Source organism: Salmonella sp. SSDFZ69 (assembly GCF_004010755.1).
Classification (GTDB): Bacteria; Pseudomonadota; Gammaproteobacteria; order Enterobacterales; family Enterobacteriaceae; genus Salmonella; species Salmonella enterica.
The window spans coordinates 3,162,936-3,176,009 of sequence record NZ_CP034831.1 but is presented as its reverse complement, the minus strand read 5'-3'; the positions used below and the strand labels follow the sequence as shown (position 1 = coordinate 3,176,009).

At 53.3% G+C, this 13,074-nt stretch carries 12 protein-coding genes; 6 read left to right on the top strand and 6 right to left on the bottom strand.

All coding sequences use genetic code 11. The features are described from left to right. Positions 1-6: 6 nt before the first annotated feature. Positions 7-615 (bottom strand): adenosylcobalamin/alpha-ribazole phosphatase, encoded by a 609-nt coding sequence (locus tag EOS98_RS15905; RefSeq protein ID WP_001241922.1) that lies wholly within the window; start codon positions 613-615, stop codon positions 7-9. A gap of 96 nt (positions 616-711) precedes the next feature. Here EOS98_RS15905 and cobD point away from each other — a divergent pair, with 96 nt between their 5' ends. Further along, entirely contained in the window at positions 712-1,806 is a 1,095-nt protein-coding gene (gene cobD, locus EOS98_RS15900) for a threonine-phosphate decarboxylase CobD (protein WP_126524202.1), read from the top strand. Here the strand turns inward: cobD and nadD are convergent. The 4 genes from nadD to leuS are packed head-to-tail and all read right to left on the bottom strand — an operon-like array spanning position 1,781 to position 6,642. After that, complete coding sequence (gene nadD / locus EOS98_RS15895; RefSeq protein ID WP_001518902.1) at positions 1,781-2,422, bottom strand: nicotinate-nucleotide adenylyltransferase; 642 nt, start codon at positions 2,420-2,422, stop codon at positions 1,781-1,783. The genes cobD and nadD overlap by 26 nt on opposite strands. Before the next feature lies 1 nt (position 2,423). After that, positions 2,424-3,455, bottom strand: coding sequence for a DNA polymerase III subunit delta (gene holA / locus EOS98_RS15890; RefSeq protein WP_000620491.1), 1,032 nt, complete (start codon positions 3,453-3,455; stop codon positions 2,424-2,426). Further along, entirely contained in the window at positions 3,455-4,045 is a 591-nt protein-coding gene (lptE, locus tag EOS98_RS15885; protein WP_001269950.1) for an LPS assembly lipoprotein LptE, read from the bottom strand. Before lptE ends, holA begins: the two co-directional genes overlap by 1 nt. Positions 4,046-4,059: 14 nt before the next feature. Next, positions 4,060-6,642 carry a leucine--tRNA ligase gene (leuS, locus tag EOS98_RS15880; protein WP_001157918.1) on the bottom strand — a complete coding sequence of 861 codons (2,583 nt, stop codon included), beginning with the start codon at positions 6,640-6,642 and terminating at the stop codon, positions 4,060-4,062. Positions 6,643-6,878: 236 nt separating this feature from the next. On the opposite strand from leuS, the gene EOS98_RS15875 reads away from it, so the two are divergent. From EOS98_RS15875 to EOS98_RS15855, 5 genes are all read left to right on the top strand, one after another. Continuing rightward, complete coding sequence (locus tag EOS98_RS15875) at positions 6,879-7,220, top strand: UxaA family hydrolase (protein ID WP_015632837.1); 342 nt, start codon at positions 6,879-6,881, stop codon at positions 7,218-7,220. 16 nt (positions 7,221-7,236) lie between these two features. Next, on the top strand, positions 7,237-8,409 hold the full coding sequence (locus EOS98_RS15870; RefSeq protein ID WP_001670689.1) for a UxaA family hydrolase: 1,173 nt from the start codon (positions 7,237-7,239) through the stop codon (positions 8,407-8,409). 49 nt (positions 8,410-8,458) lie between these two features. Next, positions 8,459-9,412 carry a 2-keto-3-deoxygluconate permease gene (locus EOS98_RS15865; protein WP_000694480.1) on the top strand — a complete coding sequence of 318 codons (954 nt, stop codon included), beginning with the start codon at positions 8,459-8,461 and terminating at the stop codon, positions 9,410-9,412. Between the two features lie 67 nt (positions 9,413-9,479). Further along, positions 9,480-11,408: a sigma-54 interaction domain-containing protein gene (locus EOS98_RS15860; protein ID WP_126524201.1), complete on the top strand. Its 1,929-nt coding sequence runs from the start codon at positions 9,480-9,482 to the stop codon at positions 11,406-11,408. A 92-nt stretch (positions 11,409-11,500) separates the two neighbouring features. Continuing rightward, positions 11,501-11,974, top strand: a complete 474-nt coding sequence (locus tag EOS98_RS15855; RefSeq protein WP_001044885.1) for a zinc ribbon-containing protein — start codon at positions 11,501-11,503, stop codon at positions 11,972-11,974. Between the two features lie 38 nt (positions 11,975-12,012). Here the strand turns inward: EOS98_RS15855 and EOS98_RS15850 are convergent, their stop codons facing one another. Then, complete coding sequence (locus tag EOS98_RS15850; protein ID WP_126524200.1) at positions 12,013-13,008, bottom strand: tetratricopeptide repeat protein; 996 nt, start codon at positions 13,006-13,008, stop codon at positions 12,013-12,015. Positions 13,009-13,074: the final 66 nt, after the last annotated feature.

The following is a 13,074-nucleotide window of genomic DNA, read 5'->3' as shown; positions in this document are numbered from 1 at the left end:
AATTCATCACTCAGGCCGCCAGACGGCACGACTATTTAATACTTTCAGGGTGGCGAACCCTTCGCATATGTCGATTGCGCTCCAGCATCCCTGTTCTACCCGGAAATGCCATAGCGAGGCGGCGGGCATTGCGAGCAGACGGGCAATCAACAGGCTGAGTACGCCCTGATGGCTGACGATCAGCAGGTTCTGGCAATCGCTAAACGCGTCGAGTCGCGAGATAAAGCGCTCTACGCGCCGGGTAAAAGCCTGAAAACCCTCGCCATTGGTCGGAACCGCATTCTGCCAGTCCGTACACCAGGCGGCATAGCTTTCGGCATCTTCATGGGTGAGGTCGCGGTGATGGCGCATTTCCCAGTCGCCAAAGTACATCTCATTAAGCTCAGGTAAGATGTGTTGCGGCACATCCCGGCCCTCCAGTACGAGCCGGGCGGTATGGCGCGCGCGCTCCAGCTCGCTGCATAACACCCTGTCAAATGGCGCGTGGCGCAATAAAGTATGTAGCGTTTTCGCCTGGCCAATCCCTTTTTCCGTTAACGGCGTGGGAGCATGTCCGCTATACAACCCGGCGACATTGGCCTCGGTTTCGCCATGACGCACCAGCCACAATCGCATGGTATTCCTCATGAGGTTAAATGCGCAAAACATGATAATGCCCCTGATTGCGCAACGTTTTTTTCACTAAAATAGCGTTTTTTGGCCGGAGGCATAATGGCGTTATTCAACAGCGCGCATGGCGGTAATATTCGGGAAGCCGCGACGGTGTTGGGCATCTCGCCTGACCAGTTACTGGATTTTAGCGCAAACATTAATCCGCTGGGTATGCCTGTCAGCGTGAAACGCGCGCTTATCGACAATCTGGACTGCATTGAGCGCTACCCGGACGCCGATTATTTTCATTTGCACCAGGCGCTGGCGCGTCATCATCAGGTGCCGGCATCGTGGATACTGGCGGGAAATGGCGAGACGGAGTCAATCTTTACCGTGGCGAGCGGTCTTAAACCGCGTCGTGCAATGATTGTCACGCCAGGTTTCGCGGAGTATGGCCGGGCGCTGGCGCAAATTGGCTGTGAAATTCGTCGCTGGTCTCTACGCGAAGCGGATGGCTGGCAGCTTACCGATGCCATTCTCGAGGCGTTGACGCCCGATCTGGACTGCCTGTTTCTGTGTACGCCCAATAATCCTACCGGCCTGCTGCCGGAGCGGCAGTTATTACAGGCCATTGCCGTACGCTGCAAATCGCTGAACATTAACCTGATCCTGGATGAAGCGTTTATCGATTTTATTCCGCATGAGACGGGCTTTATTCCTGCTCTTAAAGATAATCCGCATATCTGGGTGCTGCGTTCGCTGACCAAATTTTATGCCATTCCCGGCCTGCGGTTGGGATATCTCGTCAACAGCGATGACGCGGCGGTAGCGCGGATGCGTCGCCAACAAATGCCGTGGTCGGTTAACGCGCTGGCGGCGCTTGCCGGTGAGGTAGCGTTACAGGATAGCGCCTGGCAACAGGCGACCTGGCATTGGTTACGGGAGGAGGGTGCCCGGTTTTATCAGGCGCTTTGTCAGCTCCCCCTGCTGACGGTCTATCCCGGGCGGGCAAACTATCTGTTGTTACGCTGTGAGCGAGAGGATATTGACCTACAGCGGCGGTTGCTGACGCAGCGGATTTTAATTCGTAGCTGCGCTAACTACCCGGGGCTGGACAGCCGCTATTATCGTGTGGCGACACGCAGCGCTGCGCAAAACGAGCGTCTGCTGGCGGCGCTGCGCAATGTGCTTACCGGTATAACCCCTGCTGATTGATGTAGTTCAGCACGTTTTCCGGCAACAGATCGTCGCAGGACTCGCCTTTTTCCAGCCGTTCGCGGATGAGGGTTGCGGAGATATTAAGCCAGGGCGTTTCCGCCAGGTAAATTTTACCGGCTGGCAACTGGTGCAGATCGTCCGGCGTATGGGTCAGATGCTGTTCCAGCCACTGCTGGTGTTGCGCCTGCGTCATTTCAAGGGGGTAGCCCGGACGACGACAAACGATCAGGTGAGTGTTATCAAGGATGGTGTCGTAATCATGCCAGGTGGGGAAGTTAAGTAGCGAGTCCTGGCCGATAATAAACGCCAGCGGCGCTTCGGGGCCCTGTTCTTCGCGCCATGCTTTCAGCGTTTGCGCAGTGTAAGAGGGCGCGTTTCGCTGTAGCTCGCGTTCATCCAGCGTAAAAAGCGGCTTATCGGCGATAGCCAGCTCCAGCATATATTTACGCTGCGCGCTGGAGGCTTCCGGCTGGGGGCGATGCGGCGGCACATTGTTAGGCATAATAATCACCCGCGATAAGCCGATCAGATTCGCCAGCGTTTCAACAGGTTTAAGATGTCCATAATGCACCGGATCAAAGGTGCCGCCGAATAAAGCCTGTAACGATTTCATATCACCCATCAATAAATACGTCTGCCAGCGCCTTATGGCAGAGCAGGAGCGACAGCCCTTCAAGATCTGCCCATACCGACTGACCATAATCCTGTTTGAGCGTAATTTCTGTACGCGTCAGTAACTGCACGGCCTGGCGAAGCTGTGCAGGATGGAGACGCTGCAACGCGTCGCCGATCATGGGGCGACGGTTTTGCCAGACCCGGTGTTTATCAAACAGCGCGCGTAACGGCGTATGCGCGGACTGACGTTTGAGATTTACCAGTAGCAGCAGCTCTCGCTGGAGGGTCCGCAGCAGAATGACCGGCTCGCTGCCTTCAAGGCGTAGCTGTTGCAGAATGTGCAGCGCGCGTTTGCTTTTCCCCATCAGTAACGCATCCACCCAGTGGAAAGGGGTAAAGTGGGCGGCGTCATTGACGGCCTGCTCCACGCGAGGAAGCGTTAACTTACCGTCAGGCCAAAGCAGCGACAGTCGTTCCAGCGCCTGCGCCAGCGCCAACAGATTGCCCTCATAGCAATAGCACAGCAGTTGGTTCGCGGCGTCATCCAGTTGCAAATTCTGTGCTTTCGCTCTGGCGGCCACCCAGCGGGGAAGCTGCGCCTGCTCCGGCGTCTGACAACTGACCTGAACGCTACGGTCTGCCAGCGCGGTATACCAGGCGGCGTTTTCCTGCGCTTTGGTGAGCTTGTTTCCGCGTACTATTAATAACAGGTCGTCATGCAGCAGCTCGCTCAGCGTGGCGAGTTGCTCATTCATTGCCGCGTTAGGCCCGTTTTCCGGCAGTTGCAGCACCAGCGTTTGACGGCTGGCGAACAGGCTCATCGCCTGGCAGAGTGAGAAAAGCGATCCCCAGTCGGTACTGGGATCGAGAGTAAAAGCGTGGTGCTCTTCGAAGCCTTGCGACGCAGCCGCCAGACGAATAGCGTCCTGACTTTCCTGCAGCAGCAGCGGATCGTTGCCCAATAGCAGATATGCCGCACGCAGCCCTTCATTGAGCTGCGCGCGGAGTTGTTCAGGATACAACCTGATCATTAGTTACTCAGCGTAGTGGAGACGCGTGCTGGCGTAGAGGCGGGCGCCGCCGTCTCATTGTCGGCGGTAGCCTCCTCTTTCGTCGCCTGAATATCCGCCGCGCGGACGCTGGTCAGCTTACGAATCAGCTGTTCAGCGGCTTTGTCGTACATCTCCTGAACGATCATGGCCTGCTCGTTATCCTTCGCCAACGCCATCTGCGGGTTATCGAAGAACGAACGGTACACTTTCGTGCTGATAGGATAGATGTCATGGCCCGGAATCAATACCGAGGCATTGACGGTCATCACCATCTGATATTCCGCCGTCTGGCCGTCCTGGAACACTGACGCCGTATCCTGCGAAATAGTCACCGTTCCAAGCCGCAGAGACGGAACGTCTTTGCGCGTTGTGTCTTTATCAAGCAGGTTTACGTTATTCAGCCGTAACTGATTACGTACCGCACGACTTAGCGGACCGTTCGGATCGCCTGAATCGAGGATCATCGTTTTCATTGAAGCCGGAACCTGCGTAGTGCTACGCAGATGCCAGCCGCATCCGGCGGTGACCAGCACCGCCAGAGATAACAACAGTGTTACCAGATATCGCACGCTTCCTCCCGCGCTTAGCCAACAACCAGATTGAGGAGTTTACCCGGAACGTAAATCACTTTACGCACGGTAACGCCATCAAGATATTTTGCCACCAGATGTTCCTGGCCTGCACGTTCACGCACCTGTTCTTCGGTAGCATCCACCGGTACGGTGATTTTCCCGCGAACTTTACCGTTAACCTGCACGACAACCAGCGTGGTGTTTTCCACCATTGCCTGCTCGTCGGCAACCGGCCACGGCGCGTTGTCGATATCGCCTTCGCCACCCAGTTCCTGCCACAAGGTAAAGCAGACGTGCGGGGTGAACGGGTTAAGCATACGCACGACGGCCTGCAGCGCTTCCTGAAGCAGTGCGCGGTCTTGTTCGCCTTCCTGCGGGGCTTTCGCCAGTTTGTTCATCAACTCCATGATCGCCGCAATGGCGGTGTTGAACGTCTGACGGCGGCCGATATCATCGGTCACTTTGGCAATGGTTTTATGCACATCGCGACGCAGCGCTTTTTGATCTTCGCTCAGCGCATCGACGTTCAGCGCCGCGACAGGACCTTTAGCGGTGTGTTCGTAAACCAGCTTCCAGACGCGTTTAATAAAGCGGTTTGCGCCTTCTACGCCGGACTCCTGCCATTCCAGAGTCATATCCGCCGGAGAAGCGAACATCATAAACAGGCGTACCGTGTCCGCGCCATAACGTTCAACCATTACCTGCGGGTCGATACCGTTATTTTTCGACTTGGACATTTTACTCATGCCAGTGTAGACCAGCTCATGACCCGCTGCGTCTTTTGCTTTGACGATGCGGCCTTTTTCATCGCGCTCGACGATAGCGTCAACTGGCGAAACCCAGTTACGTTCGCCGTTCTCGCCGACATAATAGAACGCATCCGCCAGTACCATGCCCTGGCACAGCAACTGTTTAGCCGGCTCGTCAGAGGTGACCATGCCCGCATCGCGCATCAGCTTATGGAAGAAGCGGAAGTAGAGCAGGTGCATGATGGCATGTTCAATACCGCCGATGTAGATGTCGACTGGCAGCCAGTAGTTTGCCGCTTTCGAATCCAGCATTCCTTCCTGATACTGCGGGCAGGTGTAACGCGCGTAGTACCATGACGATTCCATAAAGGTGTCGAAGGTGTCGGTTTCACGCAGCGCCGGCATACCGTTAACGGTGGTTTTCGCCCACTCAGGATCGGCCTTGATCGGGCTGGTGATGCCGTCCATGACGACGTCTTCCGGCAAAATAACCGGCAGTTGATCTTCCGGCGTCGGCAGCACGGTGCCATCTTCCAGGGTGACCATCGGGATCGGCGCGCCCCAGTAACGCTGACGGGAAACGCCCCAGTCACGCAGACGATAGTTCACTTTACGTTCGCCGACGCCTTTTTCCGCCAGTTTATCGGCAATGGCATTAAACGCCGCTTCAAAGGCCAGACCGTCGAACTCGCCGGAGTTAAACAGCACGCCTTTTTCGGTCAGCGCCTGTTCGGAAAGATCCGGCTCGGAACCGTCGGCGGCCAGAATCACCGGCTTGATGGTCAAACCGTATTTGGAGGCAAATTCGTAGTCGCGCTGATCGTGACCCGGAACGGCCATCACCGCGCCAGTGCCGTACTCCATCAGGACAAAGTTTGCCGCCCAGACCGGGATCTCTTCGCCAGTTAACGGATGAATCGCTTTATAGCCGGTGTCGACGCCTTTTTTCTCCATGGTCGCCATTTCGGCTTCGGCCACTTTGGTGTTACGGCATTCGTCGATGAACGCCGCCAGCTCGGCGTTATTCGCCGCCGCTTTTTGCGCCAGCGGATGACCGGCGGCCACTGCCAGGTAGGTGGCGCCCATAAAGGTATCCGGACGGGTGGTATAGACGGTCAGCGTGTTATCGTAACCCTTCACATCGAAGGTGATTTCCACGCCTTCAGAGCGGCCAATCCAGTTGCGCTGCATCGTTTTTACGGTATCAGGCCAGTGGTCCAGCTTATCCAGATCGCGCAACAGCTCGTCTGCGTAAGCGGTGATTTTGATAAACCACTGTGGGATCTCTTTACGCTCAACTTTGGTATCGCAGCGCCAGCAGCAGCCGTCGATCACCTGTTCGTTGGCGAGAACGGTCTGATCGTTCGGGCACCAGTTAACGGCAGAAGTCTTCTTGTACACCAGGCCTTTTTTATACAGCTCGGTGAAGAATTTCTGTTCCCAACGGTAGTATTCCGGGGTGCAGGTCGCGATTTCACGGCTCCAGTCATAGCCAAAACCCAGCGTTTTGAGCTGGTTTTTCATGTACGCGATGTTGTCGTACGTCCACGGCGCCGGCGCGGTGTTGTTCTTCACCGCCGCGCCTTCCGCCGGCAGGCCGAAGGCGTCCCAGCCGATTGGCTGCAGCACGTTTTTGCCCAGCATACGCTGGTAGCGGGCAACCACGTCGCCGATGGTGTAGTTACGTACGTGGCCCATGTGTAGTCGGCCAGAAGGATAGGGAAGCATCGACAGGCAGTAATACTTCTCTTTGCTCTCGTCTTCGGTCACTTCAAATGTGCGCTTCTCATCCCAGTGAAGCTGTACTTTGGATTCTATCTCTTCCGGGCGGTATTGCTCTTGCATGGCAGCCAGTAGTCCTGTTTTCGATACAGCTACAAATGTAGCTTTAGAGGTGGTGTTTAGATCCGCATAGCATAGCCCAAACACGCACGTCAAAACAGGGGGTAGAACATTTGTCGCGCCAGGCGTCCGTGAGGAGGTGACGCAAAATGCGACACGACTGAGGCAAATTACCGCAGTTCCTGTCACCGCCAGATCGGCCTGTAAAAATAAAGTCATATAAACCATGCAGTTAAAAAATGGCACGCCTTTTGATTAGGGAAGACAGGACTAAAGCAAAGGAGTTAATCGTGAAAAAAAATGCAGTGGTGATTCACCCTCAGGATTGCGTCGCGACGGCTATTACGGCGCTCAAAGCCGGCGAAACCGCCACAATGTTCGTTGGCGAACGCGAGATAAGCGTTGTGTTACATCAGGATGTGCCATTTGGCCACAAATTCGCCATCTGCGATGTGCCTTTTCATGGCGAAGTTTATAAATATGGTGAATCCATTGGCCGCGCCACTCAGGAAATAAAAAGTGGCGACTATGTGCACGTCCACAATGTGGAAAGCGAACGCGGACGTGGTGACTGGAAATAATATAAAACAAGGGAAAATGATTATGAGCAATGAGACTTTTTTGGGTTTCCGCCGCCCTGACGGCCGTTTTGGCATCCGTAATTATGTACTGATTTTACCTACCAGCGTTTGTGCGAATAAAGTTGCTCAGGATATTGCCCGGCAGGTAAAAGGCGCGACATGGGTGAATAACGATTTTGGCTGCTGCCAGGTGGCAGGCGATGCGCGTCTGACGGAAAAGACATTGATTAATGTGGCGAATAATCCCAACGTCGGCGCTATTGTGGTTGTGGGCTTAGGCTGTGAAGGCGCGGAGCCGCTGCGCATCGCAGAAGAGATTACCGCATTTGGCAAACCGACTTCCTGCATTACCATTCAGGAAGAGGGCGGCACGCTTAAATGTCAGGCCAGGGGGATTTCGCTGGCCCGCGACTATGCGCAACAACTCTCCATGCAAAAACCGCAGCAAGCACCGGTTAGCGAGCTGCTGCTGGCGATGGAGTGCGGCGGGTCAGATACGACATCGGGGCTGGCGTCTAACCCTTCCTGCGGGGTCGCCTCGGATAAGCTGATACGCTGCGGCGGAAGCTCAATTCTTTCTGAAACGACGGAATTTATTGGCGCCGAGCATGTGATGGCGAAACGCGCGGTGACGCCGGAGGTTGGTCAACAGCTCATTGATTTAGTGGTCGGCTGCGAGGCGCGAGCAAAAGCGCTGGGCGAGGATATTCGCGGGGGACAGCCGACGCCGGGCAATATTAAAGGCGGGTTGACTACCATTGAAGAAAAATCGTTAGGCTGTATGCATAAAGCAGGTCATGCGCCGCTACAGGGCGTACTGGAATATGCCGATAGCCCAACGCATCCTGGCCTGTGGATTATGGATACCCCAGGGCAGGATATTGAATCTATTTCCGGCATGGTGGCGGGTGGAGCGCAGATCGTTATTTTTACTACCGGTCGCGGAACGCCTGCCGGTAACCCAATAGCGCCGGTAATAAAAATTACGGGTAATAAAGCAACGTGGGAAATGATGCAGGACAATATTGATATTGATGTGTCCGCCATTATGTCTGGCGAGGCTTCTATTACGCAAATGGGCGAGGAAATTTATCAGGAAATTTTACGCGTCGCGAATGGGAAAACGACTAAATCAGAAGATTTAGGTCATAACGAATTCTCTATTTATAAGATCGCGCCGACGTTCTGATACCAAATCGGGCAGCACAAGCTGTCCGGTTATCTCCTGGGAATAAGCTATGAAAATTAAAAAAACACTGGAACGTTTTCCTGGTGGTATGATGGTTGTACCGCTGATCATCGGCGCATTGTTTAAAACCTTTGCGCCGGAGGCGCTGGAAATAGGCGGTTTTGTCACCTCTATTTCGCATGGCGCAATGGCGATTTTAGGCATGTTTTTAGTCTGTATGGGCGCGGATATCCAGTTTAAAGCCGCGCCGAAAGCGCTGAAAAAAGGCGCTGCGATCACCTTTGCGAAATTTGCCAGCGGCGTGATTATTGGCATTCTGGTCGGAAAATTTTGCGGCCCGGATGGGTTATTAGGTCTGTCTGCTTTAGCGATTATTTCGGCGATGACCAACTCAAACAGTGGGTTATATGCCGCGTTGGTGGGGGAGTACGGCGATGAAACCGACGGCGGCGCGATTGCGGTAATATCGTTGAACGATGGTCCCTTTTTCACCATGCTGGCGTTAGGGTCGGCAGGCATGGTGTCGATACCCTTTATGAATCTGGTGGCGGTTATTATTCCCATTATCATTGGCATGATTTTGGGTAATCTGGATGAGGACATGCGCAAGTTTCTTAAACAGGGCAGCGTGGTAACGATTCCCTTTTTTGCCTTTGGGTTAGGATACGGTATTGATTTCGCAAGACTTATCACGGCAGGTTCTTCAGGCATTTTACTGGGACTCATGACGGTGGCGATTGGCGGATTTTTTAATATTTTCGCCGATCGTGTGACGGGAGGCAGCGGCGTGGCAGGCGCGGCGGTATCCACCACCTCTGGCAACGCCGTCGCGACGCCAGCGGCAATCGCGCTGCTCGATCCGCATTTTACTGACCTGGCGTCGACGGCGGCGGCGCAGGTGGCGGCCTCGACGATTATTACCGCTCTGTGCGCCCCCTTCCTGACCGTATGGATAAAAAAACGCTACGATCGTAAACTGAACCCAGCCGCCGCAGGCGGTTAGCGTTTCGGCGGAAAATAAATCACGACGGGCGGTCTCGCCCGTTCATAAACCAACAGGATGGTGAGTGATGAATAAGACGAAAGATATAGCCGCATCTCCTCTCTGTTTTGTCTCTCCTTACCCTCAACTGGCAAAGGCTGCCGAGGCGCTGGTCGCGCAGTTGGATTACGCCGTCACTATTCATCAAACGACGCTTAATCGTATCCTGGATGAGCTACCTTTATTAGAGTCCCGTGGGCACCAGGTACTGATTAGTCGTGGCGGCTGTGCGGAAATATTAAAAAAGCACAGTAAATTACCGGTAGTCGAAATTAAAATGTCTGGCTACGACATTCTTGATGCGCTTATCCCTTTTAAAGGACAAAAAGGCACTGTCGGTATTGTCGGCTTTTCCAGTGTGATCAAAGGATGCGCGCGCGTAGCGGAACAGTTAAATATTAACTATAAAATTTTTACCTTACAGGGAAATGATAAAGAAACGATTTCTTGCCTGAAGCGGCAATTAGCGTCCACGCCATTAGATTGCATTGTTGGCGATACCGTTTGTCAGGATTATTTTTCACCGCTGGGCTCGCAATTCCGTTTACTTGATTCCAGCCCCGCCTCAATAACCGAAGCTCTGGAAGAAGCCCGCTCATTATATCTGGCTTTTCGCAGCCAATTACTGGAGCGCCATCATCTGCAGCTGATTCTCGATCAGTTTGATAAAGCTGTTATCACGCTTGATGATACCGGCGCGTTACTGCATTACAATAAATATGCGAGCCAACTTTTTAAAATTAACGCCTCCGGTGAGATTTATGACGCATCTTTCCTGAAACAGGTATTGCACCAGGAGCGGCATACATTACGTGAGGGAAAAACCGTCAGCGCGAAAGTCGTCGATACGCCGCAAGGCGCGATGGTGGTTAATCTGTATCCGGTATTTGCGGCCAGACAGTTAAGCCGGGTAGTGTTGACGATGCAAACCGTCTCCAGTTTACAGGGGGCGGAACATCATGTTCGCCGCCAGGAACTGTCTCGCCGTGGCTTGAGCGCCCGCTATCATTTCGACGATCTGCTTACCGAAAACCCGGAAATGCTGCGTCGTCTGGCGATCATTAAAAATTATGCCGGTACGGACGCGACTATCTTAATTAATGGCGAAAGCGGGACGGGAAAAGAGGTGCTGGCGCAAAGTATTCATAATGCCAGCCAACGCGTCAACGGCCCGTTTGTCGCCATTAACTGCGGCGCGATGGCCCCTCAGATTCTGGAGAGCGAACTCTTTGGCTATGTCGCCGGCGCATTTACCGGCGCGTCGCCGAAAGGCAAAATAGGCCTGTTTGAATTAGCGCACCACGGTACCATTTTTCTGGATGAGATTAGCGAACTGGATAAACCGCTACAGACGCGCTTATTACGGGTATTGCAGGAGCGGCAGATTATGCGGCTGGGCTCAGACCAGATGATACCTGTTGATATTCGCGTGATTGCGGCGACCAATCAGACGTTAACGAAGCTCATTGCGGACGGGGCATTTCGCGAAGATCTTTATTATCGGCTTAACGTATTAAAAGTGACCACCATCCCGCTACGCAAACGTCCGGAGGATATCAAAGCCATCGGCCTGTCGCTGCTTACTAGTTTCAGCCAGCATTATAAACGCCCGGCACTAACGTTAACCCCGGCGCTGTGGCAAGAGCTTCAGCGCTTCGCCTGGCCCGGAAACGTCAGGCAGTTAAGCAATATTATCGAACGGCTGGTGCTCTCTATTGATCACTCCCCGGCAACGCTGGATGAGGGCCGCCTCTTGCTGGACGATCTGGAAGAGGGGAACCGACGCGAGCCAAGTACCTGCCACGACTGCCAGATGTTGGCTGGCGATTATAAAACGATTCTCCTGCGTATTTTGAGAAAATTATTAGAGGCGGAAAGGGATAATAAATCGTTAGTGGCGAAACGGTTAAATGTCGATCGTACCTCGCTGACGCGCTGGATACGTGAGTCGGCCTGACAAGAATTTACAGACTCTGTGGGCAGCCTTGCAAAGCGTAACGCAAATAACGTCTATTATTATAGGCAGTTAACGATCCAAGAGGTGAAGTGATGAACAAGGTTGCTCAATATTACCGTGAACTGGTGGCCTCATTAAGCGAGCGTTTACGCAATGGCGAGCGCGACATTGATGCGCTGGTGGAGCAGGCGCGCCAGCGCGTGATGCAAACAGGGGAGTTAACGCGAACCGAGGTGGACGAACTGACGCGCGCTGTCAGACGCGATCTGGAAGAGTTCGCCATGAGCTACGAAGAGAGCCAGGAAGATAGCGTCTTCTTGCGGGTGATTAAAGAGAGTCTCTGGCAGGAACTGGCGGACATTACCGACAAAACCCAGCTGGAATGGCGTGAAGTCTTCCAGGATTTGAATCACCACGGCGTGTATCACAGTGGCGAAGTGGTGGGGTTGGGGAATCTGGTGTGCGAGAAATGCCACTATCATTTGGCGGTTTACACGCCGGATGTGCTGCCGCTCTGCCCGAAGTGTGGGCACGATCAGTTCCAGCGCAGGCCGTTTGAGCCGTAAGGTTCATTATCGTGAGCGGACGGTTGCCGTCCGCCATGTTAAGCGTGCAGTTGGGCTTCCAGTTTGCGGATCTCTTCGTCGACGTTCCATTTGCCCGTGGGCTGTGCTTTTTTGAACCAGTAAAGCGCTTGTTGTAGGTCTTGTGCGGTACCGTATCCATCTCTGTACATGCATCCGAGGTTGTACCAGCCCGATGAATTGTTACATTCTGCTGATTTGTGGAACCATTCCAGTGCTAGCGAATAATTTTGCTCGACGCCATGACCGCATTTGTACATCCAGCCGATACTGTTATAGGCATCATCGTCACCCTGGTCTGCCGCTTTTCGAAACCAGTATATTGCCTGCTGGTAATCTTGTTTGATACCTTTTCCGATGTAATAACAATAGCCCATCTGATATTGCGAGTAGTTGCTCTCTTGTAGCGCGCTCTTCTTGTACCAAAGGGCGGCAAGGGATAAATTTTTTCGACATCCTTTCCCATTGCCATACATATACGCCAGTCTTTCCTGGCTGGCGCAATGGCCTTGTAATGCTGCCTGTTTAAACCAGTAGAGTGCCTGTGTATCATTTTGCTCTACGCCAGTTCCTGAATGATACATTCTCCCGAGATTATATTGCGCAAGGTTGTGGCTCTGTTCTGCTCCTTTGCGATACCAGGCAACGGCCTGGGCATAATCTGGCGCCATCCCGGTTTCTCCTTCCTGAACCCAGCCTAATGTGTTGAAAGCGTGGCGGTGTCCTTGCTGTGCGGCTTTTTCTGACCAGAATAAAGCCAGCGTATTATCTTTCATGTCGGTAGGCGTGTCTTTGTATCGTAAGCCGAGCCAATATTGCGCCTCGCAATGCCCTTGCTCGGCCGCCTGCTGTAGCCAATAAAAAGAGAGCTTATCCTCTTCGCTGCCATCTATACGTTCGTCATTATATAAACGGCCTAATATATATTGAGCTTCACTATTTCCTGACTGCGCCAGTTCGGTTAATTGTGCTAAAGATACGTTGTCGCAGGGATGACTGGTTATGGAATGATTCATTTTTTAATTTATCCCGCCATTGTTTTTTAGATTAATAATATATTGCGATTTGGCTTTGTTGTACTC

Excerpts from the sequence above, each read along its gene's own strand:
- EOS98_RS15905 (WP_001241922.1), bottom strand. The coding sequence starts at position 615 with ATGCGATTGTGGCTGGTGCGTCATGGCGAAACCGAGGCCAATGTCGCC.
- cobD (WP_126524202.1), top strand. The coding sequence starts at position 712 with ATGGCGTTATTCAACAGCGCGCATGGCGGTAATATTCGGGAAGCCGCG.
- nadD (WP_001518902.1), bottom strand. The coding sequence starts at position 2,422 with ATGAAATCGTTACAGGCTTTATTCGGCGGCACCTTTGATCCGGTGCAT.
- holA (WP_000620491.1), bottom strand. The coding sequence starts at position 3,455 with ATGATCAGGTTGTATCCTGAACAACTCCGCGCGCAGCTCAATGAAGGG.
- leuS (WP_001157918.1), bottom strand. The coding sequence starts at position 6,642 with ATGCAAGAGCAATACCGCCCGGAAGAGATAGAATCCAAAGTACAGCTT.
- EOS98_RS15875 (WP_015632837.1), top strand. The coding sequence starts at position 6,879 with ATGGCACGCCTTTTGATTAGGGAAGACAGGACTAAAGCAAAGGAGTTA.
- EOS98_RS15870 (WP_001670689.1), top strand. The coding sequence starts at position 7,237 with ATGATTATGAGCAATGAGACTTTTTTGGGTTTCCGCCGCCCTGACGGC.
- EOS98_RS15865 (WP_000694480.1), top strand. The coding sequence starts at position 8,459 with ATGAAAATTAAAAAAACACTGGAACGTTTTCCTGGTGGTATGATGGTT.
- EOS98_RS15860 (WP_126524201.1), top strand. The coding sequence starts at position 9,480 with ATGAATAAGACGAAAGATATAGCCGCATCTCCTCTCTGTTTTGTCTCT.
- EOS98_RS15855 (WP_001044885.1), top strand. The coding sequence starts at position 11,501 with ATGAACAAGGTTGCTCAATATTACCGTGAACTGGTGGCCTCATTAAGC.
- EOS98_RS15850 (WP_126524200.1), bottom strand. The coding sequence starts at position 13,008 with ATGAATCATTCCATAACCAGTCATCCCTGCGACAACGTATCTTTAGCA.